Source organism: Flavobacterium gossypii (assembly GCF_014138495.1).
Lineage (GTDB): Bacteria > Bacteroidota > Bacteroidia > Flavobacteriales > Flavobacteriaceae > Flavobacterium > Flavobacterium endophyticum.
In genome coordinates this window covers 98,492-121,912 of the sequence record NZ_JACJIS010000001.1, presented here as the reverse complement: position 1 = coordinate 121,912, position 23,421 = coordinate 98,492, and the positions used below count along the sequence as shown (strand labels likewise).

Here is a 23,421-nt window from a genome sequence, read left to right as displayed (position 1 = left end):
CAAATTTAGTTCAAAAAGTCTAAAGTCAAAAGTCTTGAAGTCAAAAGTTCAAAAACATTGTACTAAAATAAAAAAGACTGCCTTTCGACAGTCTTTCTCGTATTGTTTTCGGTATTATTTTTTTCTTTTCATCATGATTTCCATGCTCTTGAATTCTTTGCCGTCTGGAGACATGTCATACATTTCCATCTTTTGCGTATTGGCATCAATAGCTGTGATTACTTCTCGTATTTTTTTGACTTTTTTGGTCATTGGGTCGGTAACTTCGCCTTCCATTTTTACTGTTTTTGAAGCTTCGTCATAGTTTCCTTTCATTACCATGATTCCCGATCCCATATTATCGATCCAAGTAGAGACATATTGTTTTGCGGCATTATCATACGCAAGAGTACTGCGTCCCTCAAATGGCATTCCCATCATGTTTCCGGTATGAACTGATTCTTGATAAAGTCCGTTCAAGATCATTTTAGTATTGGCTGTTGCCGTGCTTTTTTGCGGCTTGGTATCATCACGACCCATCCAAAAAGTAAGTTCTTCTTCCCAAGTTCCTGTATCAGCAGCCATTTTTTTGTGCATTTCGCTCGGAGTCATATACTCTTCCCAAGCTTTTTGCATGGCAATAGAATCCATTGGTTCTGATTTCACGACTTCTGCTGGTACAGAATCTTTTTCAACCACTACTTTTTCTTCTACCTTGACTTCCTTCTTACAAGCTGTCAGGCATAAAAGCATTGCTCCTAAATAAATGTAGTTTGTTTTCATAATTGAATTGATTTTGTTTGATTCGTATAAAATTATGAAAAAAATGTATTTAATCGTATTTTAAGGAGGTGTTTTTAAAAATTTCTATTCTTCTTCAAAAGTGATGGATTCGTAAGCTCCAAGGTCAGGGCTTGTCAGATTTCTTGCTGTTCCTTTTATATCTTCTGGAACTTGTGCAGCAACAGTAGAATCTCCAAAACCATTAGCGCTTGATTCTTCACCAATTGCTAATTTGTTATTGCTGATATCCAAGAAATTTGGATTTCCGTTCCTAACAATATTTGTAGCATCATTCACGAAAGAATACAAGTTATTGGTCGTATTGATTGAGGTGCTGAGTTTGATCTGGCATTTTGTAAATACGGTATTGAAATTGTCGCTTCCTTCTTTTTTGTTCAGCAGTAATCCTGATTGGTTGGAACTAAAAATGATACAGTTTTTGAAGCTGGCGTCTAAAGGTTGTATTTCTGGCGTTGCTCCATCAATAAAATTGTCAAGCGCAACGGCATATTTTCTAGAACCTGACCAGTTGTTGTTAAATGTACAGTGCTTGAAATCATATTTTCCGCCATAGCTTCCTATAAAGCTGGAAGAGCCGCCCCAATTGATAACTACGTTTTCGCCTTGTATATGCCCTGTCTGTGCAAGTATTCCGGCATTCGACGAATTATAGATTTGTACGTTTTTCAGTTTCAAATCGGCAACAGGATTGTTGATTCCTGCATTCCCTGAAACTAAAATCCCTACAGTAGCATTTTTGATTGTAAGATTTGTAAATTCATGTCCGGTACTACCGTTGGTCAGCCAGATAGCGAGCCATTGCCCTGGCGAATCAGAAAAACCAGGTTCTAGTCTGTCGCCTTCAAAAATAACCTCGTTTTCGAGCTGGTTGGTAAAGGATCGGCTTCCGTTTATTTTGATGGAACTTCCATTATAAGCGATTAATGCTGAACCAGAGTGGAAATGTACTCTCGCTCCGGCATCTATGGTAAGCGTTTCGTTTGCGGGCACGCCAGCATAGCCATATATGACATAGGGTTTGTCTTTAGTCCAATGCCTTTCAGTATCATCTAAAAAGAAGCCTCGCCCGGTGATAGGATTACCTTCTTCATCAACTCCAATCGGAATTTGTTCGTAATTACCTTCGTTATCGCGTGTCGGATACAAGAATACAGCGTCTTTGACTAATGTAACCAATTCGACTTTCTGCTGTTTTGTTCCAGCGTCGAATAGGATTTGGTCTGTATAAAGGTATTCTGCTTCTGGATTGGCGAAATCATCGTAATCGATAGTTGTTTCTATAAAAATAAACAAGCTGTCTTTAGCCAAAAGCTCAACGTTATTGAAAATTTTCCCTTCAGTTCCCTGCATTCCATCCACCATCATTCTGTATTTTGAATTCATTCCTTTAGCTAGTTGGATAGTAGGAATGTTGATGTCTTTATCACTTCTATTGTACACTTTCAAAGTATAAGTGCTGGAACCGATGTTGGTAAAGACCGTATCCAGATAGACCGTGTCTTTTGAAAATCCAAGATTGCCATTGCTCGGTTCGAAATCAAAATCTTTTCGACAAGAAGTCAACGAAATAGCAGCAATTATAACTAGAAAGAAAAATGAAGTACGCATTGGTTTGAATTTTGGTAAAAATAGTAAAAATCTGATTTATTGAATAGGTTAATTTGCAAATTTGAACGATGATTGATTTGTAAACTCAAAAATGTTAAAATTAGTATAGTCTTTTTAACTTTTATGATAGAATCCGAACGTTTATGTTCCGTATTAATTTCCGTAATTTTGGAAAAATAAATTAAAACGATGGCTTTCGATAAAAATACAATGCTTGAAAACTGCAAAAAGTGGTGCGAAAATACTCTAATGCAGACTTTAGAAATAGAATTTATTGATGCTGGAGAAGGTTTTTTAAAAGCCCAAATGCCAGTAAATCCAAGAGTTCACCAGCCAATGGGACTGCTTCATGGCGGTGCTTCTGTGGCGTTGGCAGAAAGCGTGGGAAGCGCGGCATCCTTAATGTTCATCAATCCAGAAACTCACGAAGTGAGAGGAATAGAGATTTCTGCCAACCATGTAAAGAGCAAACGTGCCGGAATGGTGTACGGAACGGCAAAAATCATCCACAAAGGAAGAATGGTGCACCTTTGGGAAATTAAGATTACTGACGAAAACGATATGCTGATCTCGCTCTGCAAAATCACCAATATCGTATTGGAAAGAACCAAATAATATGTCTGATTTATACCAACAAGCAAAAAAACATTTCGAAAACAAGCTTCCTTTTGTACTGTATTCGAAACCGAACGAAACAGTTGCTGTCGGGATTTTCCAGAAGGACGATTCTTTGCATTTTGCAACAGATTTTACGGAAGTAGGTTTTGTTTTTGCACCCTTTGAAGGAAAAGATTTTGTAGTGCTGCCTGAAAAAGAGTCTGAGATTTATATTGAAAATTATGTAATGACTCCTAACAAAAGTACTGCTAATTCTATAGCTGAGGCAAATACAAGTGCCAAAGAAAATTTTGAAGAATTGGTACAGAAAGGCGTTGATACAATTCGCGAAGGCGATTTCAAAAAAGTTGTTTTATCGCGAAAAGAATCGGTTGTATTGGAACAGATTGATATTTTTCTTCTTTTTCAAAAATTACTTTCGGCCTATCCGGCGGCTTTCAAATATTGTTTTTTTCATCCTAAAATAGGATTGTGGTTGGGCGCTACGCCAGAACAGTTGCTGAAAGTTTCAAACGATCATATAAAAACTGTTGCTTTAGCAGGAACGCAGGTATATCATGAAGGTGAAATTACATGGGAAAATAAAGAGCAAGAAGAGCAACAGTTTGTCACTGAGTTTATTCTCGACGGACTGAAAAACTATGTTGCTGAACAAACTATTTCAGAACCATATACTTTCAGGGCAGGAAATATTGTCCATATAAAAACAGATATCGAAGCCCGTCTGCAGAATCAGGAGGATCTAGGTATGATTATAAAAATACTGCATCCGACGCCAGCGGTATGCGGCCTTCCAAAGAAAGAGGCGAAAGAGTTTATCCTAAAGAACGAAGGTTACGACCGGGAATATTATTCAGGATTTTTAGGGGAATTAAACAAGAACTTTGCAAAAGGGCAGGAGCAGGATTCCGACCTATTTGTAAATCTTCGTTGCATGAAGGTGGAAAATAAAACAGCTAATTTATTTATAGGATGCGGCATCACCAAAGACAGTATTCCTGAAAAAGAGTTTTTGGAAACCGTGAACAAATCATTAACTATGAAAAATATACTAGGGTAGCACGTCGCTATTCTTCGTATTTTTACGAATAACAACAAATAAACAACATGAAATTAGATATACTTTTTTTTGGTGCTCATCCAGATGATGTCGAGTTGGGCTGTGGCGCTACCATTGCTAAAGAAGTCTCATTAGGCAAAAATGTGGGGATTGTCGATCTTACAAGAGGCGAGCTTGGAACACGCGGAACTGCGGAAATCCGTGACGAAGAAGCTAAAAATGCAGCTTCGGTTTTAGGTGTCGAAATTCGCGAAAACCTGAGAATGCGCGACGGTTTTTTTACTAACGATGAAGCACATCAGATGGAAGTCATCAAAATGATTCGAAAATACAGGCCAGAAATCGTAATCTGCAACGCTGTTGATGATAGACATATCGATCACGGAAAAGGCAGCAAGCTGGTTTCTGATTCTTGCTTTTTATCAGGCTTGATTAAGATTGAGACCGAAATTGATGGTATAAGCCAAGCGGCTTGGAGGCCGAAACTTGTCTACCATTACATTCAATGGAAAGACCTGAAGCCAGACTTTGTTGTTGATGTTAGCGGATTTATGGATAAGAAAGTTGCCTCTTTGATGGAATACAAATCTCAATTTTACGATCCGAATTCCAATGAGCCAGCAACGCCAATAGCGACAAAGAACTTTAAAGACAGCATACTCTACCGTGCGCAAGACTTAGGAAGGCTGATTAACTCGGAGTATGCAGAAGGATTTACCGTAGAAAGATATTTGGCTGTCAATAGCTTAGGAGATTTGATATAATTTTTTAAATTTTTTGTTTGCAGAAATCAACTTTTGCAGTATATTTGCACTCGTTAAACAAATGGTGGTTGTAGCTCAGCTGGTTAGAGTATCGGTTTGTGGTGCCGAGGGTCGCCGGTTCGAACCCGGTCTGCCACCCATTTTTAAAGCCTTGGAAACTTCCAAGGCTTTTTTTATACCTTATTCTTTGCTAATTAAAACTTAAAGAAACTGCTTCTGTGGGCTTTATTCTTTAAATTAGTAAGAAAAACATCATGTCACAGCAAATATTCATAGGAAATCCGCTTTCCTTCAAATCAATCAGAGATTATATATTCGATCATAAGATTAACAAAGGTGATTCTATTGTTTTAAATCCGTTGAATTTTAAAAGCCTTATTGAGGAAATAAAACATTCTGCCGGAGAAACATTTGAAATTCCGATTAATGTCTTTGGCGTATTGCTGCTCCAAGACGATAGCGTCGAACTTGGAAAAATCCAGATTGTAAAGAATGAAAATCTCAATTCGTAATTGTTTTAAGAAAAAATAATGAAGATTTGTTATAAAATTTAATAAAATTGTTATATTTTGGCTTATATATTTCTAAGAATTGCATAAGAACCAAATTAGTATAACTTAAAAAATTAAATTTTATGGGTACATTCTTGATTTCTAAAAGAAAAAACGACGAGTTTCAGTTTGTATTAAAAGCAGGAAACGGAGAAGTTATCTTGAGTAGCGAAGGTTATTCAAGCAAAGCAAATTGCACAAATGGTATCGAATCGGTGAGAAAAAATTCTCAAGACGATTCAAAGTTTGAAAAAAAGGAGGCTTCAAATGGAAAGGCTTACTTCAATCTAAAAGCTACTAACGGACAGATTATTGGCTCGAGCCAGATGTATGCTTCGACTTCCGGACGTGATAACGGAATTGAATCGGTAAAGAAAAATGCTCCCGATGCAGATGTAAAAGAAGATTTATAAAATAAAAAAGCTCCGAAATCGGAGCTTTTTTATTATTTGCCATCCCTGTCAATAACAGGTCTTTCTTTTCGGTTTGCCAATTCCCAAGCTGTTACAAAAACAAGTTGGGCTCTTTTTTGGAGCAGATCGTATTCAATCTTATCTGGCGTGTCTGTCGATTTGTGATAATCAGCATGAACGCCGTTGAAATAAAATAGCGATGGAATTCCGTTTTTCGCGAAGTTATAGTGATCCGAACGATAATAGATTCTTTCAGGATCGTTCCTGTCGTTGTATTTATAATCCAGTAATAGCTTAATATAGTCTTGATTCGCTTTTTCTGATATCTTATGAAGGTCGGTACTCAAGCGGTCTGAGCCTATGAGGTACACGTAATTTCCATTATCTTTATGTTTCTCATCTCGACGACCAATCATGTCAATGTTCAAATCAGCAATAGTATTTTTCAAAGGGAATAAAGGATGTTCAGCATAATATCTTGAACCGTGTAAGCCATGTTCCTCTCCAGTTACATGAAGAAAAAGGATAGAACGTTTCGGACCGTGACCGTCTTTTTTAGCCTGCATAAAAGCTTTGGCAATCTCTATCAAAGCTACTGTTCCTGAACCATCATCATCGGCACCATTATAGACTTCGCCGTTTTTCATTCCAACGTGGTCGTAATGGGCAGAAATAACCAAAATTTCATCTGGCTTTTCAGAGCCTTCGATAAAAGCCCAGATATTCTCTGAATCGTTTAATTTCGGACTGAAGGATTTTGACATAAACTCCGAAGGGACTTTTTGGTAAAAGTCAGTGGCACCTTTTGGGTAAGAAACGCCCATTTTTTCATATTGGTCGATAATATACTTTCCTGCCTTTTTTTGACCAGGCTCACCCGTATTGCGGCCTTCCATTTCATCGCTGGCAATTACGTAAAGATTTGTTTTCAAATCTGCCGCCGATATCGAATCTATATATTTTGTAGGTTTTACTGTAGAACAGCTTACTAAAAAAAGCGAGAGCAAAAAGCCGGTTATAAGCGTTTTCTTCATTTTCAAATTTTTATAAATATAATAATTTTATTGGATGTGCCATATGCTATACATAAATAAAGCCAATGAAAAGATGGATATCAAAAACATATTTATGAAAAACAAAATGAAGCTCTTTAATCGTGAAATAATTTTTTCTTCGCCAAAAAATCTGCTATGTGCTCTAAAAAAGTAAAAGAAGCAATATCCCAATGAGATAAAGTTATAGATGCCTGAAAGGTCGTCTAAAAGAAAGAGATGCAAAATCCATTCGAAAAGTACGCCAATCGTGATCGTTAGTAAAAGAAATGAAAAGTAGTGGAGCGTAAACACACCGCTATCAAAATAATATCGCTTTTTTTTGTCGTGCAAAAGCCAAAGGAAAAAAGCAAAAATCGGCATGTATAAAAATAAGACTTTCGGAAGCGTATGGAAAAAGGACTCTATCACTTTTTTCATAAACTCCTTTTGATTTTTTTCTTGCTTGACTTTCAACAAGTTTTTATACATCCCATATTCAAGGTAGGACAATTTTTCGGTAGGTATATTTTCTAGGGAATCTAGCTCCTTGATACTTTTTACAAATACATCATCCTTAATTCTGATGCCTCTATTTTCTTTTTTAGCTAGTGTGTCTTTTTTATCGTTTATGTTTATAAATTCTTTTTTTTCTTCGGTGTCGCCAAAAAAAGAAACATCTGGCAATAAAGTTGGAAGCAAAAACGTCACAAAGCTGATAAAAATGTACAGCTTAACAGGAGGTACAAATTTTTTCCTTTTGCCTTCCAGATATTCCTTTGTTAAGTAGCCCGGCTTGAATAAAAGATTCTTTATTGTTTTCCAAAAACTGCCATCATAATGCGTCAAGTCTTCTATAAAATGGGTAAACAGATAATGAAAAGATTGTCGTGTCTCAGTATTTTCTTGCCCGCAATTGGGACAGTATTTATTTTCGACTACATAGCTACAGTTAAGGCAGGTCTTGTCTTCTCTTAGTTTTTGGTGTCCCATGGTAGGAAGATGTATGTTTTTAATGGATGCTAAAACTATAAAAAATCCAAAACATTTTTACATTTATTTAAGAAAATTCCAAAAAAAAGCAAGGCTTCAACACCAACTGGTACTAAAGCCTTGCACATGAATTACAAGCTACTCTAAATTAACGTGATTGCAATTCGTGTTATTTCAAAATCTATTTGGTTTATTATAGTTGCAACTTGTTTTCGCTATGGAATAAAGTAAAAAGCAACATCCAAATATAATTCGGATTATAAAGTTACGATATAATTCAATTTTGTTATTCTAAAACAATATTAAATTTCTCTTAAATCTTCACTATAGCTATGTTTTAATTAGTAAATTCAATAAAAAATAAACACCCTAAAATGCACGATATTTTTGAATGGGAAAGAGTCCTCATTAACAACCATCCGCTTGAATTTCTTTTCGAAGTAGTTTTCAGGTCTGTCGTAATGTTCATCGTCCTGCTGATTACTTTGCGCTTTACCGGAAAAAGAGGCGTAAAGCAGCTTTCTATTTTTGAAACCGTTATCATTATCGCTCTAGGCTCGGCCGCAGGAGATCCTATGTTTTATGAAGATGTTGGGCTCATTCCAGCTATCACTGTTTTTATTGTCATTATTTCGATGTATCGTTTTGTAACGATGTTGATCGGAAAATTCCAATGGTTTGAAAATCTGGTTGAAGGAAAAACAGAGTGCCTTATAAAAGAGGGAAAATTCTCAATTTCTAGCTTTGAAAGAGAAGGCTTGGCACAAGACGAGTTCTTTTCAGAATTACGTTTGCGTTCTATCGAACATCTCGGACAAGTGAAAAATGCCTATCTCGAGACTTCCGGTGAAGTCAGCGTTTTTTTCTATGATGATAAGGATGTAAAATACGGATTGCCTATCTTGCCGCAGTTATTCAACCAAAAGAATGTGGCCATACCCAAAGACGGTCTGTTTTCCTGCACGTTCTGTGCCCATACGCAAAAAGTAAAAGCAGGAAAAGCAAGTTGCCAAATCTGCCAAAAAACCGAATGGGTGGAAGCCATCAATACTTTACGTAAAGCATAAATATTAAAAATGATTTCTATAACGAATACTACCAACTACCAAGCAATAAGGGATATTGCTGGAAAAACTTGGCCAATAACTTACGGTCCTATTCTTTCTTCCGAACAAATCGACTATATGTTTGCTATGATGTATGATATCAGTGCGCTGGAAAGCCAAGCCACTGCAAAAAAGCATCATTTTATTTTGGCAGAAGAAGACGGAATTCCATTAGGATTTGCTTCTTATGAGTTGAATTATAATGAAGAACCCAAGACCAAAATTCATAAGATCTACATCCTGCCTGAAACCCAGGGCAAAGGAATAGGAAAAAAGCTTATTGATTTCATAGCCGATAAAGCCACAACCAATCAAAATACTGCTCTTTCTTTAAACGTAAACCGTCATAACAATGCCTTCCAGTTTTATGTAAAGCTTGGATTCGAAAAAATAGGGGAAGAGGATATTGATATTGGGAATAGCTATTTGATGGAAGACTACATCATGGAAAAAAAGCTATAGCTATTTAGGGTTTTATTGTGCAAACATTATGATATCAATAACATAGTGCCCATTTTATAAGGCGTAAATTTGAGTATGAACCAACCAAAATACTCAATGTTATGATAGAACAGATTCACAATTTGCCTGACAATATGGTCGGTTTTCGTTCTAGCGGCGAAGTCACCCAAGACGATTTTAAGCTTGTAAATACAAAGGTTTCGGAGCTTGTCCAAAAGACAGGCAAGCTGAATTATTTACTTTACTTAGAAAATTCTCCAGCCGATTTTACTTTCGGAGCTTGGATTCAAGATGCTTTACTCGGAATCAAAAATATAACCAAATGGAACCGGGCCGCCATTATCTCCGATTCGGAAACGGTTGACAAATTCACTTCTTTTTTTAGCAAGATTATGCCAGGTGAATTCAAAGTTTTTCATAAAAACGATTTGGAGCGTGCTATCGACTGGACTTCAGAAAAAATTGACGTAGAAGAATAACCAACTAAATTAAATATTATGGGAGATTTTAAAAACCTAAGCAACGAAGACGCGATTTCAAAACTGAAAAAGCTAGCCGAAGACATACGAGTGTGCATGTTTTGTACCGATTTATCACACAGTCCATTTTCCACACGCCCGATGAGCGTTCAGGAAGTCGACGAAGCAGGGAATATTTGGTTCCTAAGCGGTGCCGACAGCAATAAGAACTTCGAGATAAAGCAAGACGAAAACGTGCAATTGCTTTTTGCAAAAAATTCAAGCTCGGAATACCTGAATATCTATGGAAAAGCTTTTATCTATAAAGATAAATCCACGATCGAAGACAAATGGAACCCGATTGCAAAAGCATGGTTTTCTAAAGGAAAGGACGATCCGAATGTTACCGTAATCCGCATACAGCCAGACTATGTCTATTATTGGGATACTAAAAGCGGTAAGATGGTCGCAATGCTAAAAACCGCAGTAGGAGCCCTACTAGGAAAGCCATTAGATGATAGCATAGAAGGAAAACTTTCTGTTTAAGCACAATCCAGACAGCAAAAGTAAAAAGCTTCCAATCGGGAAGCTTTTTATTTTTAATATATTTAGGCTCATCTTCAACGTTTTATTGTAAATTTAGGTATTGTTTGCCCGCCAACACTAATGACAATCTATGCAAGAAAAAACCACGAACTCTAAATTTCTTCAAAAATTACGCGGCCTGCCTCGTTGGGCAAGGCTTTCGCTTAAAATAATGTCAGGAGTCTTTCTCTTTACGATTCTTGCTTATATGGGACTTGCTTTTTATGTCAATACGCATAAAAAAGAAATCTTAGCTTCCATCACCCAAAAGATCAATGAAAATATCAACGGAAAATTTACCGCAGAAAGCATGGAACCTACTTTCTTGCAAGGATTTCCCCGTGTTTCCTTAAGAATAAAAAACGCCGTTTTAAAAGACAGCCTCTGGACATCCCACAAAAATACGCTGCTGCAAGCCGAAGACTTTAATATTTCGATTAACGTATTAGCTTTCCTCCACGGTACGCTAGAAATTAAAAAGATCGACATCAGCGATGCGACGATTCATTTATTCGTTGCAGAAAACGGCTATAGCAATTCGGCAATTTTCAAGTCAAAACAAGAAAAAGAAGCCTCTGGCGAAAGCAGTTCCTTTGCCGAAATAAAAGCGTTTGAACTGCACAATGTAACCTTTATTTCAAACAATCTCAAGGGCAAAAAGCTTTTCAATTTCTCGATTGATGATCTCAAAGGCAGGCTTGATTATGATTCTGAGGGATGGAAAGCAGCTATAAAACTAGAGGCTTCGGCACAAAGCCTTGCTTTTAATACCCAGCACGGCAGTTTTATCAAAGACAAAAAGCTCAACGGAAAACTTGATATCGCGTATAATGAAAAAGCAGAAACTATTGTCTTTGAGCCCAACGATTTAGAAATAGGCGACGACACCTTCAACATTGGCGGAAAGTTCAACATCGGCAAATCCAATTCTGATTTTTCGCTGCATATCAAAGCCGACAAAATTCTTTGGAAAAATGCTTCTAATTTACTTTCAAACAATATCAGCCGACAGCTCAACCGCTTCGATTTGGAAAAGCCGATCGATGTGACCTGCGATATCGTAGGCGATTTGAATGCGGCTGGCGATCCGTTGTTTTTAGTAAAAGCAGCGATTAAAAACAACCGACTCCACATTCCTGACGGGATTATCGATAAGTGCAGTTTTGATGGAGTTTTCACGAATGAATTTGTCAAAGGCAAAGGATTTGACGACCCGAATTCTGTTGTAAAACTGATGGATTTCAAAGGCGAGTATAAAGAAATTCCTTTTGTGATGGACTCTGCGATAATCAATGATTTTAGCAAGCCGATTGCCTCGGGCGTTTTTAAGTCTAAATTTCCGTTGGAGAAGCTAGGCAATGCTGTTGACAAGGAGCTGCTGGTGTTTTCCAAAGGCAATGCTGATGTAGAATTTCACTTCAAAGCTGATATTGTTGATTTTGAAATTACCAAGCCGTTCGTTTCTGGATTGGTGAAGATTGAAAAAGGTGATATACGTTATGTGCCGAGAAATCTGTCCTTCAAAAACACCAACGTCGCCTTGAATTTTACAGAAAAAGATTTGTTTATTAGCAACATAAGACTACAAAGCGGCAGGAGTATCGTGAATATGGAAGGCAGTATCAAAAACTTCCTGAATCTCTATTACACAGAACCTGAAAAGCTGGTGCTCAACTGGAAAGTGACCAGTCCGCAATTGTATATGGGCGAATTTCTCGGGTTTTTAGGAAACCGTAAAACAAGACAGCCTGCCTTGAAAACGCAAAAGAGTAATGTAAATGATAAACTGAATTTTCTTTTCGAGAAAAGCAATGTCGCCTTGACGGTTCAAGTCGATAAGTTTTATTATAAAAAATTTACGGCCACCAATGTAAAGGCGGCTATCCTGCTGTCGGAATCAGGAATTACGATACAGAATGCGATAGTCAATCATGCCGGCGGACAAGTAACCCTTAACGGTTCGATAGAGCAGGGGAAAGCAAAGAATCATTTTTCGATGAAGGCAAATGTGGCTAATGTTGCCATTGAAAAATTCTTCTATGCGTTTAATGATTTTGACATGCAGTCTCTGACATCGAAAAACCTGAAAGGCTATCTTACAGCTAATTCTTCTATTTCTGGAAATATCACAAACGATGGCAATTTGGTAACGAATTCTATGAACGGAACGGTCGGCTTTACGCTTAGAAAAGGCGCCTTGATTGGTTTTGAGCCGATCAAAAGTGCCGGAAAATTTGCATTTCCTTTTCGGGACTTGGACAATATCACGTTCAGCAATCTGAAAGGAGGCTTTAATATCAAAGGCGAAAAGATAACCATCGAGCCAATGCAGATCAATTCCAGCGTATTGAATATGGATATTGCGGGAGTCTATTCTTTTGGGAAAGGCACAAACATAGCGCTCGATGTGCCGCTTCGAAATCCTAAAAACGACAAAGACATTACCGACAAGGAACAGCTGGAAGAACGAAGAAATAGGGGTATCGTACTGCATCTTTTGGCTTCTGATGGCGATGACGGAAAAATAAAAATCAGGCTCGTCAGCAAGAAAAAGCGAAATGAGGAGGTAAATTAATTCCTAGAAAGGGTAGCCAATCGCCAAATTAAAGACTAAGTTTTCTTTTCTCCAGTCTGGGCTTCCAAATTGTACTTTATCCAAGACCCAGCGTTCGCCTTCCGGCAGATAAGGCTTGCGCAAAGGGAAAGCCAAGTCCAATCGCAGTACTAAAAACGACAAATCGAATCGCAGACCCGCACCAGTACCTACTGCAAGCTCGTCTAAGAATTTGCTTGAGAATCGCGCTCCGGCCTTATTTTCGTTGTCATTCATCAGCCATATATTTCCGGCATCGACAAAAACAGCACCATGCACGATGCTAAATAGCTTGGCGCGGTATTCGGTATTGAATTCTAGTTTTAAATCTCCTGATTGGTCCGGCAGGAAAGAACTTTCTTCTACATTCGGATTGTAAGTACCAGGTCCAATCGAACGTGCCCTGAAAGCTCTGATGCTGTTGGTTCCTCCGATAAAAAACTGCTTGATAAAAGGCAATTCTTTGGAGTTTTCGTACGGAATTCCCACGCCTACGATAATTCGGCTGGCCAATTGCGAATCTTTTCCGAGTTTTAAATAATGGCGGAATTCGTTTTCTAATTTTACGAACTGGCTAAAAGGCACTCCTAAAATTTGCTTTGGATTGTCTGCATCGCCGCCCATAATCAATCCGGTTGCTGTGGCAGAAAGATCGATGCTTCCTTTGTAGTAAAAAGTATTTGTCCTTCTTCTGCGCATCGTGTTCGTATAGGTATAAGAATAGGTCGGGCCAAAAATCAGCTGTTTGTCGATGACGCGCTGCAATGACGGATTTCCAGGTATTTCATCCGTTCCGTCAATCTGTGCTTGGTATTCGGCGGAAACATTTCCGGAACTTACATAGGTGATTTCCGTCAGGTTTAATTGATGTTCTTTTCGGGCATTTTCTTTCCATAAATAGCCAAAAGAACCTTTAAAAGTATTCAGGGTATAAAGACGCTGTCTTTCTTGATGTTCGTAACCGATTAAGGCTCTGGTTTTAGGCACGAAGCCGCTACCGGATTTTAGCTGGAACGGAGCAATAAAACGCGGCCAGACAATACTTGCCTCGCCTCCAAAGCGGAACACATTATAGCCTTTGTTTTGCCCAGAAACTTGCACTTCCATACCACCAAAGCCTGTAATCGTAAGCAATTCGGCGCCTTTAAACGTATTTCTGTTCAGCCAGTTGACATTTAGTTCGGTTCCTGTATAATTGGCAGAGTTTGTCTTTCCTAACACTTCTACTCGGATGGACTTTTTTGGAAGCGGCGTCAGGTAGTAATAAGCATCCAGCGCATTTTCGACAGAATCGGAAACGCGGAATTCGTTTTTTACAAACTTGAAAGTTCCCAGATTGACCAAGCGGTTCAGGGAAAGATTATGGTCTGTACGGTTATACACATCGCCTTTTTTGAAATACAATGTCCTGTCATAGATTCGAGGATTGAATGTCTTGACGGTGTCGATGATGGTAAGGTCTTTATATTTTTCAGCAAAAGACTTGTCGTTGCTGATGCTGTCTGTTGTTATCGAATAGTTTGGATAAATATAGGTTTCGTTGATCGTATAGACTTTTTTAGCACGTTCTGGAGTCTCTTTTTTTACCTTGACAATCAGGTCGACTTCTTGCTTGCCAACGGTACTGTCAACCTGCACTAAGATAAAATCGGGATTGAAGAAATAATAGCCTTTTTCTTTGAGTCGGGTGTCGATACGCTCTCGTTCTTCCTTGATCACCTCTAGGCTGTAGGCATTGCCGACTTTTAAGCGACTCCTGCGTTGTAGTCGGGCGATATTTTTTGACAGTTCGGAAGAGTCGGAAGGAAACGTAACGCTTTTTATCTTGTACTGTTTTCCCGGACGGACAATATACTCTGCAGTTACTTTTCGGTTACGGCTTCTTCCGGTCGAATCGGACTCGGTTCTTACCTTGAAATACCCATTATTTTCAGCATAATTTTGAAGAATGCTTTCGTTGTATTCTAAATCAACCTTGCTGAACGACACTGGCGGCTCTCCTACCTTATTGCGAAGCCAATAGCGGAATCCTTTGTCTTTTTTAGGCTCTCCTGCAATATTGTAAAAATATAATTTCGGGCGCAGTCCCAAAAAAGTCTTGTTAGGCAGCGGACGCAATAAAGGCTCGAGTTCTTTTTCAAGATTTTTTCTTTCTTTTCGGGATAGGAGGGTGTCTTCTACTTTTACTTTTCCGCCTACATACAAAGCATCACCTTCTGGAAGGTATTTCAAGTTGCTGCAGCCATACAAAAAAAGTAGGGCAAAAAAGAGCGTATATTTTACAGTATTAGTCATTGTCGATTTCTTTTTCTTCTTTTTCTTCGGCTAATTTTTCTTTCTCTTTTTGTTTTTCTCTTAGTTCTTTTTCGCGTTTTCTGGTTTCGCGGATCATTTTCTTTTCTTCTTCGGTCCTGTGGAAAAGCTCACGGAATTTGTTGTAATCCATCGTGATGATAAAGGCAACTCCGGTTTCAACAACTTGTCCTTGCAAGGCGACTTGGTATTGGTTTTTTCGGTAGGCGCGAACCATATACCTGCCGTCTTTTGTCAATTGGTAATCGGCCGAAATATCGCCTGCAATGTTGGTCGTTTCTTCATTGGATTGTTGCGGCCCTTCGATACCGAAACTGCTTCCTACGGTCACTTTAAGGCGGTCATTCAGTAATCGTTTTGATAATCCTACATTAAGATCGGTACGGTCTTCTCTGGTACCGGTGGTATAATCTTCTCTAGATTCTAAGTCAAAATCAAGTTCTACGCCTTGTACCAAATCGCTGGCAAGATTGTTTAGCTGTTGCGAAAGGATCTTGCTCACGCTTTGTCGTGCTATAGCTCCTGCATTAGTTCCTCCGGCTTCGCTCGCAAAAGGATTTTCGCCAATAAAACGGCCCAATAGCAACAAAGCAAATACCTGCTTGTTTAATTCTCCAGGCTCTTGGCGCAGCTGTGCCAGTTTTGTTTTGGAAGAGGAAATGATTTCTGTCGCAACGTTGTAATTGCCATCCGGCAATACGATGTCAAAACTAATCTCGGGCTTCAACAGCTCGCCATTCATTTTTAATAATGTCTGGAACGGAATACGTTGTTTATAGGTGTTTCGGACAGCAGGCGAGGCATTGCTCAACTGGGCATCTAATAAATCAATAGGCGCAGTTTCTATTTCATATACGGCAGTAATGTTGATATCGGCAGAAGTAGGCTCTCCGGTCCAAAGGATATAACTGCCCGCCTTGATGTCAAATTTTCTCTTGAGGAGGTTGAACGTCATTTCATAAGCTCCTTCGCTAAATTCATACCTGCCTGTAAGCGTCGTTTTTCCTGATTCGTCGATTCCTCCAGTCAGTTGCGCTTCTCCTTTTAGGTTCAGGTAGTCGCCGTTTCCTTTGTCGATAATCATGGTCAGTTCGGCTTCTTTTACGATTTCTATGTTTACCGAAACGTCCATTCCCTTAAATTGTGTCTGGGTTATGGCGTCTGTCTGTGAGGTAAATCGCTGGTCGATCTGCACGGCATCTTGGTCGATAAATTCTACGATGCCTTCACGATCCGCAATAGAAGGGTCGGATTGCGGAAGGACGATGGTCAGGTCTGTGTCTTTGTTGATCTTGATCGTTCCGTCAACGACAGGCTTGTTCAGGTCGCCTTTTACGCTCAGTTTGGTATCAATGAACAAATCGCCATAGTAAAGGTCGTTGTCTTTTTCCTTAGAGTTTAGTGCCTTGAAGTTGTCGGCATTGACTGTAAGGTCAAAGCCATAGTCGGTATAATTGGTCGTTAGCACGCGTCCATCCACTACAAGCAGGTTGTCTTCTGAATCGGATATTGAAAAATCATCAAAGTTGATTCCTGAACTGGTGAACGTAATCTTATCGTTTATCGACTTAAATTTAGAAGCAAGCTGTTTTACCTTGAATCCGACTTCGTTGAACTGCAGTTCTCCAATCACGCTCGGCTGTTTGGTACTTCCGGTAATCTTGAAATCGCCAGACAGGAATCCTGTGCTTTCGGCAAGATTGCCCATCGTAAAGCCTTGGATGCTTTTCATGTTGAGCTTTTCGATATCCAGCGTCATGTCAAAAGTACTGTTGTCGGTTCTGTAGGTTCCGTCTAGATTTACTTGGTTGCCGTCGCCGCCCGTAATGGCAACTTGGGCATCTAATACATTGGCTGTCTCGTTGTTGACTTTCACGCTGATATTGCCGATGGTGTCTTTTTTGAAGCTGAAATCTTCAATAGTCATATCGGCTGTAAACGTTGCTGTTTTAGAAAGGTTTTTCACCAGCACGTTTCCGTTGATTCTTCCTCCGGCCAGCAATGTGTCTTTTTGTATGGCGCTCGTGATGGTTTCGATCTTAAAATCTTTAAAATCGACATCTAGCGGCGCGTTCGGCGCTTCGGATTGCGACTGGATTTTTATGGAGCTTCCTTCGTTGCTTAATTCAAAATTAGAAGCGTAGATGCCTTTGTCTCCAAACTGGATGATGTTTTCTCTGTCAATGTCCCAAGGCTCGTAGTTTAAGATCAGTCCGTCGGGTTCTAGAGAAATCTGCATGGTTCCGTCGGTAGATTTTAGGCTTCCGGCCACAAGATAGTGGTCTTCGTCTTTTTTATTTCTTACCAGCAAGGTATAGTTGATCTTGTTGTCTCGTACTTCTCCAGAAATGCTGGTGTACGGCAGGTTGATCTGCGAATTTTTAATATCGTCAATAACCAAGCTATAAATCAAGGCGTTTTCATCGGTCTCGATATCGAGCTGGCCGTTGGTGATGGTATTGGTTCCGTAGATTATTTTCGGAATCTTCCCGTTTACGGTAATGCTGTCGCCTTCGCTGTTGTATCTTCCTGTAATTTCAATAGGCGAGACGCTGGTGAGTTGCGGCACTAATTTTACTAAAATAGGATCGTCTTTGACGCCAATCTTTAGGTCAAACTGTTGTGGCTTGGTTGTTTTTTTAGGAACTTTCGGATTGGTATCGTAGTATTTTGCAATAGAGTTGGCCAATGCTGTCGGCGCTTGGTCGATCTGGAATTTCCCTGCAAGCTGCGCATCTACGAATTGTGATTTCAGCCTGATGGTATCGCTTGCAGCTGTTGAAATGGCTTCTACTTTTATCGAATCTAAGGCATAGGTTTCTTTAGCGTCGGCAATCAAGATATTGTGGATGCTGATGGTACCGTTTAAGAATTCTGGATTTGAGCTCGGGATATCGGCATAAACATCGCCTCGAATCTTCATAGGTCCGGCATGGAGGTTCAGCTTTTCTAAATCGGCAATGTCGGTATTCAGTTTTAGTTTTACAGACGGGTATTTGTCTTTGAAATTTCCTTCGGCTTTTAAGGCAAAGGTGAGGTTGGCATCATTCATTCCGGCTGTGGCATTAAAGTTGCCGTTTTGGATGGCGCCTTTTAATTGTAGATCGCGATAGGCATAGCGGTTGAATTCGGCCTTGATTAAAGTACCGTCAATTGTCGCGTTCGCTGTTTTTGGGTCCAAGCCCGTTCCTTTTATTTTTGCCTTCAGGCTCACTTTTCCTAGAGAATCATTCTTGAGCAGTTTGCCGATATCGAAATTGTCGATCGTGGCATCGGCTTGGTATTTTTCATGATTTTTTCGTCTCTGGTCAAAAGAGGCTTTTACTTTTGCCTTTCCGAAACTGCTGGCAAGGTTCAGGTCGGTATTGAAATTATTGACCGCTCCTTTGAAAAAGCCGTTCAATGACAGCTGTGCCGGAAGCTGGATCGTTGCCGGAAGGGTTCCTTCGGGAACAAAGGTGTTGATGTCTTTTGAAGAGGTCTTGAATTCTCTTATTTTTAAGTCAAAATATGCTTTTTTGGCATCAGGCAGTCCGGTAATCCTGCCGCTGGCCGCAATGACTGTCGTGCCTATGCCGCTGATTTCGAGGTTAGGAATGACAAGATCGCTGATTTTTCCAGATACTTCGCTGTTGATGTAAAGTATGGCTTCTGGATTGTTCTTGAATTGATTGGTGTTTTCTAGATTCGGCACAAAAAGCAGGATGTCCTTGAACCCGATTCGGCTGTCTTTTAATGAGGCCTTGATGCCGAGATCGCCAAGGTTATCAGCAATTGTAGCAAGATTATCATAGGTAATATTGATTTCGTCTTTGACTAAAGTCTGCGGTGTTTTTAGATAGAGCTTTTTGAGGGAGGCTCTTTTTGAACCGTAGAAAAAATCGGTACGGAACGACTCGATGGCTACGCCGCTTTGGTCGTTCATCGTGAAGGCTTGGATGTTTCCCGAAATGGTATCGGCACTGTAGTAGAATTTCTCGCCTTGGAGTTGTACGTTTTCTAGGTTCAGATGTTTGTAATCGATTCCTTTTTTGGCTCTTGCCGCGTTTTCATCGTCAAAGCGGAACGCAATGTTTTTTAAGGACGTATGGTCTAATTTTACTTTCCACTTTGGTCCCGAAGCCTTGAGCGAATCGGGCGCTTGAACAGTTATCTTTTTGTCAAGCTTTCCAAACGTGAGTCCGCCCTTGATACCGTCGATTTCAAAGTTTTTTAGGTCGATAAATTGTTTTTTTAGGTCGATTGAATTGAATTCTACTATTAGTTTTTTCAGGTTTAGGCCTGTATTCAGTTTTGTTCCGGCATTGTCGAAGCCGATGTTGATGTTGGCGAGGTTGATTGCTCCTAATTTTAAATTAAGTTCAGGACTGCGGACGGCTTCATCGGCTACTTCAACGGTATTCTGGGCTACTTCTTGAACAATTTCGCCTTGTTTTAGCATTACCGTGAATCCGTCGAGATTGATTTTTGGGACTTCGAAATCCATCTTGTCTAAATCAAATTTGGTAATCTTGGTATCGAAATGCTTGAGATAGGCGGTAAGATCGTTTTTGGAAATCTTGTCGTCGAAACGGACTTTGATTCGGTCGAGATTTATTTTTTGTATGGAGAATTTCATCGGCTCTGAATCTTCTGCTTTGGGTTCTTCGGAAGCAAAGGCCTTGATAATATAATCGAAATTAAAGACTGAGTCTTTGTCTCTTTTTATAGTCGTGGTAATTCCCAGCAGGTCGATCGAATTGACTTCGACTTCGTTGCTCAGCAATTTGAAAAGGCTGATGTCTACTTTTAATTTTTCTCCTGCCAGAAGCGTGTCGCCTTGCTGGCTTTCGAAATAAACGTCTTCTATAATTACTGTTTTGGGAAAGCCGATCTCGATGTGTCCGATAGAAACAGGCGTCTTGATTTTTCCTTCGAGATAAGTCACGGCCTTGTCTTTGATAAGATTTTGGAAATAAGGAATCTGGATCAAAATTATAATCAATAAAAGCAAACCTAGGATGGAACCTAGGGTCCAAGCTGTAATTTTAAGCCCTTTCTTTACGTACTTATTCAATGGTGCAGGTTTTATATAAGACTAAATATAGGAATTTAAAAATGGTTTTTTGCTAAATACTTGCTAAAAGTGACAGAAAAAAACTAACAAATTTTGTTTAATGTAATCTAAACGATTTATAGTTTGAAATAGGCTTGTTTTACTTTATTACAAGCGTATTTAAGTTTGAAATATGCCTTTTCAAGTTTACCATAAATAATTTCAATTTTGTAATGATTGTTTTTAATTTTAAAATATCTCGTTTACACTTGAACATAAGTAGTTTCTATGTAAAAATAAGTGCGTTCAACGTGAAAATATTGCTTTTCCAGATGAACATAAGCGATTTCAACTTGAAAATAAGCTCATTCTGTTTAAGAATAAGCGAATTCAGGCTATAAACTTTTCGTTTCTACTTTAGAATAGGCTTTTTCTACTTTCTAGATTTGATCTAGCAGGGATTTTAGATCGATGCTGTCTTTAAAAAAGTCTTTCCACAAGTCGCCTTTTTTTTCAAGCCGTTTTGGGACGGTCTTGAGGGTAAAGGCGCTAAGGTCTAGCTTGGCATTCACTTCGTCCCATTCTAGCGGCGTGCTGACGGTGGCTCGGTCTCTCGGCCGTAGCGAGTAGATGCTTGCCATGGTTTTTCCTTTTCCGTTTTGCAGATAATCTAGATAGACTTTTCCTTTTCTTTTTGACGGGCTTCTTTCGAGACTGACTATTTCGGGCAGCTTTTTGAGTACCATCTGGCTGACGAGATGCGAGAAGGTGCGTGTCTGGTTGTAGGTATATTTGGGCAGTACTGGAATAAAGACGTGCAGTCCTTTTCCGCCTGATGTTTTTATATAGGCGGGCACTTTTAGGGAATCTAGAATTTCTTTTAAGGCCAAAGCAGTCTTGATAATCTTGTCCATTCCTGCCTCGTTCGGATCGAGGTCAAAAATAATATAGTCGGGATTGTTCAGTGTGCCGATGCGGCTGCTCCAAGGGTTGATTTCGATACAGCCCCAGTTGGCCAAAAAGAGCAGGGTGTCTTTGTCTTGGCAGAGCAGGTAGGTAATGGTTTCGCCTGTTGATTTTGATTTCAGCTTTTTGGTCTTGATCCAATCCGGAACTTGTCCTTCTACGTTTTTTTGGAAAAAGCCGTCTTTTGCGATTCCGTTGGGAGTGCGTTTTAACGATTCCGGACGGTCTTTTAGGTAGGGGAGGATGTAGTCGGCAACGGCATCATAATAGGCTATCACATCGCCTTTGGTGTATTTTTCTTTGGGCCAGAAAATCTTGTCGAGATTTGAAAATTCGGCCTTGCTGTCTGTCTTTTCCATAGCCTTTTTGTTTGTGGTTTTGTCTTTCGATTCGATTTTCTTTAGGGCACTTTCTGTGGCTATCTTGCTTTCTTTTATGACCTCGATTGCTTTTTTATCTTTCCGCAGGCCTAAAAATACGGGATGGCGCATGCTGCCTGCATCGGTCCATTCGGTAAATTTTAATTGGACGACCAGTTCTGGCCTGACCCAATGCGTGCCTTGCAATCTGGGCGGTGTCTTAAAAGGGCTTGTCTTGCGTTCGAGCTTTTCTAGTTTGGTACGGAGTTCTTTTAGGGTCTTATCGTCGAATCCGGTTCCGACTTTTCCAGAATATATAAAATCGTCTTTGTCAAAATAACCGCAAAGCAGCGCGCCCAGTCCGTTTCGGCTTCCTTGCGGGTCGGTAAAGCCGCCGATGACCATTTCTTGCTGTTGGGTGGTCTTTATCTTGAGCCAGTCTTTGGTGCGCTGGTCTTGGTGGTATTTTGAGGTGATTTTTTTGGCAATGATTCCTTCGCCTCCTAATTTTTCGATGGCAGCAAAGGTTTCTTTTCCTTGCCCGATCGTGTGCGATGAAAAGATAATATTGTCTAGTTTTGGAAGTATGGCTTTTAGGATTTTTTTGCGTTGCAGCAATTCGAGCTGTCTTAGGTCATAGCCGTTAAAATATACGATGTCAAAGACGTACAATTTCAGGGTGCCTTTTTCTCGGTGCTCGTCAAAATGCTGCAGCCACTGGAAATGGCTTTTTCCTTTGCTGTCTTCTACAACAACCTCGCCGTCTAAAATGACGTCATCATTTATTTTTTCTAAGATCGTGACAAGATCGGCGTATTTGGTATTGAAAGAAATTCCGTTTCGGGAAATAAGCTTTACTTTCTTCTTTTGGATTTGCGCAAAAGCACGGTAGCCGTCGAATTTGTTTTCGAAAAGCCAGTCATCATCGTCAAAAGCTTCATCGGCCAGCGTCGCCAGCTGCGGACGCCAGTCGTCTGGGAAGGTTTTTAGCGTAGTGGCTTCTTGTAGGTCTTCGGCAGAAAAAGCTTGTTCGTTACGGATTAGGGATTGCCTGGGCTTTTCTTTTTCGGCTTCTTTGTCTTCTTTCTCTTTTTCTTTTTTGGTTTCGGCTTTAGAAAGCTTTTTGCCTTTGTCGGAACTGTACATGGCTCCGTTCTTTTCTATTCCTTTAAAATCTAATCCGGAAACGGCAGAGTTTTCATCGAATTTTATTTTTGCACCCGCAAATTCGTCTTTTGACTTCATCAGCAGCCACAGGTTGTCTTTGCCTTTCATTTCGACCAAATGCCAAGCGCCAGATAATTTTTTTCCTTTCAAGATGATTTTGATGGAGCCTTCTGCAAGCTGTTTTTTCATCGTCTTGTTGTCTTGGGCAACGGCTGTTTCTGTGTTTTCGGGGCGATAGGTTCCGTAGTCCCAGACCATCACGGTCCCGCCGCCATATTCTCCTTTGGGAATGGTTCCTTCAAAATCAAAATAATCCATCGGGTGGTCTTCGGTCTGTACGGCCAAGCGCTTGTCTGACGGATTGGCGGAAGGTCCTTTTGGAACTGCCCAGCTCACCAAAACGCCATCTATTTCTAGTCGAAAGTCATAGTGCAATCGCGAAGCCGCGTGCTTTTGGATGACAAAAGTAAGCTCGCCTTTGGAGGCTTTTTTGATTCCTTTGGGTTCTTTGGTTTTAGAGAAATCTCGTTTCTGGTTGTATTTTTCGAGCGCCATG

At 39.7% G+C, this 23,421-nt stretch carries 17 protein-coding genes and 1 tRNA gene; 11 read left to right on the top strand and 7 right to left on the bottom strand.

Going from position 1 to position 23,421, the window contains the following annotated elements; all coding sequences use genetic code 11:
- Positions 1 to 114: 114 nt before the first annotated feature.
- Together GGR22_RS00560 and GGR22_RS00555 are read right to left on the bottom strand one after the other, a co-directional pair.
- Positions 115 to 762, bottom strand: coding sequence for a DUF1579 domain-containing protein (locus GGR22_RS00560; RefSeq protein WP_182492158.1), 648 nt, complete (start codon positions 760 to 762; stop codon positions 115 to 117).
- A gap of 84 nt (positions 763 to 846) precedes the next feature.
- A complete protein-coding gene (locus GGR22_RS00555; protein ID WP_182492157.1) occupies positions 847 to 2,391 on the bottom strand; it encodes a hypothetical protein in 1,545 nt (514 codons plus the stop codon).
- Positions 2,392 to 2,580: 189 nt separating this feature from the next.
- Here GGR22_RS00555 and GGR22_RS00550 point away from each other — a divergent pair, with 189 nt between their 5' ends.
- The 6 genes from GGR22_RS00550 (at position 2,581) to GGR22_RS00525 (ending at position 5,797) form a co-directional block, all read left to right on the top strand.
- On the top strand, positions 2,581 to 3,006 hold the full coding sequence (locus GGR22_RS00550) for a hotdog fold thioesterase (RefSeq protein ID WP_121374466.1): 426 nt from the start codon (positions 2,581 to 2,583) through the stop codon (positions 3,004 to 3,006).
- 1 nt (position 3,007) lies between these two features.
- Positions 3,008 to 4,069: a chorismate-binding protein gene (locus GGR22_RS00545; protein ID WP_182492156.1), complete on the top strand. Its 1,062-nt coding sequence runs from the start codon at positions 3,008 to 3,010 to the stop codon at positions 4,067 to 4,069.
- 47 nt (positions 4,070 to 4,116) lie between these two features.
- Positions 4,117 to 4,833: a bacillithiol biosynthesis deacetylase BshB1 gene (bshB1, locus tag GGR22_RS00540; protein WP_182492155.1), complete on the top strand. Its 717-nt coding sequence runs from the start codon at positions 4,117 to 4,119 to the stop codon at positions 4,831 to 4,833.
- A 63-nt stretch (positions 4,834 to 4,896) separates the two neighbouring features.
- Positions 4,897 to 4,972 (top strand) — tRNA-His (locus GGR22_RS00535).
- A gap of 115 nt (positions 4,973 to 5,087) precedes the next feature.
- Positions 5,088 to 5,345 carry a hypothetical protein gene (locus tag GGR22_RS00530; protein WP_121374463.1) on the top strand — a complete coding sequence of 86 codons (258 nt, stop codon included), beginning with the start codon at positions 5,088 to 5,090 and terminating at the stop codon, positions 5,343 to 5,345.
- Between the two features lie 122 nt (positions 5,346 to 5,467).
- Entirely contained in the window at positions 5,468 to 5,797 is a 330-nt protein-coding gene (locus GGR22_RS00525) for a YegP family protein (RefSeq protein ID WP_121374462.1), read from the top strand.
- 32 nt (positions 5,798 to 5,829) lie between these two features.
- Here GGR22_RS00525 and GGR22_RS00520 read toward each other — a convergent pair whose 3' ends face one another.
- Together GGR22_RS00520 and GGR22_RS00515 are read right to left on the bottom strand one after the other, a co-directional pair.
- Complete coding sequence (locus GGR22_RS00520) at positions 5,830 to 6,831, bottom strand: M28 family metallopeptidase (RefSeq protein ID WP_121374461.1); 1,002 nt, start codon at positions 6,829 to 6,831, stop codon at positions 5,830 to 5,832.
- A gap of 27 nt (positions 6,832 to 6,858) precedes the next feature.
- Entirely contained in the window at positions 6,859 to 7,821 is a 963-nt protein-coding gene (locus GGR22_RS00515; protein ID WP_182492154.1) for a DUF3667 domain-containing protein, read from the bottom strand.
- Between the two features lie 374 nt (positions 7,822 to 8,195).
- On the opposite strand from GGR22_RS00515, the gene GGR22_RS00510 reads away from it, so the two are divergent.
- The 5 genes from GGR22_RS00510 to GGR22_RS00490 all read left to right on the top strand — a co-directional run bounded on the left by GGR22_RS00510 (position 8,196) and on the right by GGR22_RS00490 (position 13,007).
- On the top strand, positions 8,196 to 8,888 hold the full coding sequence (locus tag GGR22_RS00510) for a DUF421 domain-containing protein (RefSeq protein WP_182492153.1): 693 nt from the start codon (positions 8,196 to 8,198) through the stop codon (positions 8,886 to 8,888).
- A 9-nt stretch (positions 8,889 to 8,897) separates the two neighbouring features.
- A complete protein-coding gene (locus GGR22_RS00505) occupies positions 8,898 to 9,389 on the top strand; it encodes a GNAT family N-acetyltransferase (RefSeq protein WP_182492152.1) in 492 nt (163 codons plus the stop codon).
- A 101-nt stretch (positions 9,390 to 9,490) separates the two neighbouring features.
- The gene (locus tag GGR22_RS00500; protein WP_182492151.1) at positions 9,491 to 9,868 is read left to right on the top strand and encodes a SpoIIAA family protein; all 378 of its coding nucleotides are present in this window, start codon (positions 9,491 to 9,493) and stop codon (positions 9,866 to 9,868) included.
- Positions 9,869 to 9,886: 18 nt separating this feature from the next.
- Positions 9,887 to 10,393 carry a pyridoxamine 5'-phosphate oxidase family protein gene (locus GGR22_RS00495; RefSeq protein ID WP_182492150.1) on the top strand — a complete coding sequence of 169 codons (507 nt, stop codon included), beginning with the start codon at positions 9,887 to 9,889 and terminating at the stop codon, positions 10,391 to 10,393.
- Positions 10,394 to 10,523: 130 nt separating this feature from the next.
- Positions 10,524 to 13,007: an AsmA family protein gene (locus GGR22_RS00490; protein WP_220477613.1), complete on the top strand. Its 2,484-nt coding sequence runs from the start codon at positions 10,524 to 10,526 to the stop codon at positions 13,005 to 13,007.
- Between the two features lie 3 nt (positions 13,008 to 13,010).
- Here the strand turns inward: GGR22_RS00490 and tamL are convergent, their stop codons facing one another.
- The 3 genes from tamL to ligD all read right to left on the bottom strand — a co-directional run bounded on the left by tamL (position 13,011) and on the right by ligD (position 23,420).
- Entirely contained in the window at positions 13,011 to 15,320 is a 2,310-nt protein-coding gene (gene tamL / locus GGR22_RS00485) for a translocation and assembly module lipoprotein TamL (protein ID WP_182492149.1), read from the bottom strand.
- Positions 15,313 to 20,394 (bottom strand): translocation/assembly module TamB domain-containing protein, encoded by a 5,082-nt coding sequence (locus GGR22_RS00480; protein ID WP_182492148.1) that lies wholly within the window; start codon positions 20,392 to 20,394, stop codon positions 15,313 to 15,315. Before GGR22_RS00480 ends, tamL begins: the two co-directional genes overlap by 8 nt.
- Before the next feature lie 419 nt (positions 20,395 to 20,813).
- Positions 20,814 to 23,420: a DNA ligase D gene (gene ligD, locus GGR22_RS00475; protein WP_182492147.1), complete on the bottom strand. Its 2,607-nt coding sequence runs from the start codon at positions 23,418 to 23,420 to the stop codon at positions 20,814 to 20,816.
- Position 23,421 lies beyond the last annotated feature (1 nt).

Bases quoted from the DNA above. Each gene is read 5' to 3' on its own strand.
- GGR22_RS00555 (WP_182492157.1), bottom strand. From the start codon at position 2,391: ATGCGTACTTCATTTTTCTTTCTAGTTATAATTGCTGCTATTTCGTTG.
- GGR22_RS00515 (WP_182492154.1), bottom strand. From the start codon at position 7,821: ATGGGACACCAAAAACTAAGAGAAGACAAGACCTGCCTTAACTGTAGC.
- GGR22_RS00545 (WP_182492156.1), top strand. From the start codon at position 3,008: ATGTCTGATTTATACCAACAAGCAAAAAAACATTTCGAAAACAAGCTT.
- GGR22_RS00510 (WP_182492153.1), top strand. From the start codon at position 8,196: ATGCACGATATTTTTGAATGGGAAAGAGTCCTCATTAACAACCATCCG.
- ligD (WP_182492147.1), bottom strand. From the start codon at position 23,420: ATGGCGCTCGAAAAATACAACCAGAAACGAGATTTCTCTAAAACCAAA.
- GGR22_RS00520 (WP_121374461.1), bottom strand. From the start codon at position 6,831: ATGAAGAAAACGCTTATAACCGGCTTTTTGCTCTCGCTTTTTTTAGTA.
- GGR22_RS00560 (WP_182492158.1), bottom strand. From the start codon at position 762: ATGAAAACAAACTACATTTATTTAGGAGCAATGCTTTTATGCCTGACA.
- GGR22_RS00530 (WP_121374463.1), top strand. From the start codon at position 5,088: ATGTCACAGCAAATATTCATAGGAAATCCGCTTTCCTTCAAATCAATC.
- GGR22_RS00495 (WP_182492150.1), top strand. From the start codon at position 9,887: ATGGGAGATTTTAAAAACCTAAGCAACGAAGACGCGATTTCAAAACTG.
- GGR22_RS00505 (WP_182492152.1), top strand. From the start codon at position 8,898: ATGATTTCTATAACGAATACTACCAACTACCAAGCAATAAGGGATATT.
- GGR22_RS00500 (WP_182492151.1), top strand. From the start codon at position 9,491: ATGATAGAACAGATTCACAATTTGCCTGACAATATGGTCGGTTTTCGT.
- GGR22_RS00525 (WP_121374462.1), top strand. From the start codon at position 5,468: ATGGGTACATTCTTGATTTCTAAAAGAAAAAACGACGAGTTTCAGTTT.
- bshB1 (WP_182492155.1), top strand. From the start codon at position 4,117: ATGAAATTAGATATACTTTTTTTTGGTGCTCATCCAGATGATGTCGAG.
- GGR22_RS00550 (WP_121374466.1), top strand. From the start codon at position 2,581: ATGGCTTTCGATAAAAATACAATGCTTGAAAACTGCAAAAAGTGGTGC.
- tamL (WP_182492149.1), bottom strand. From the start codon at position 15,320: ATGACTAATACTGTAAAATATACGCTCTTTTTTGCCCTACTTTTTTTG.
- GGR22_RS00490 (WP_220477613.1), top strand. From the start codon at position 10,524: ATGCAAGAAAAAACCACGAACTCTAAATTTCTTCAAAAATTACGCGGC.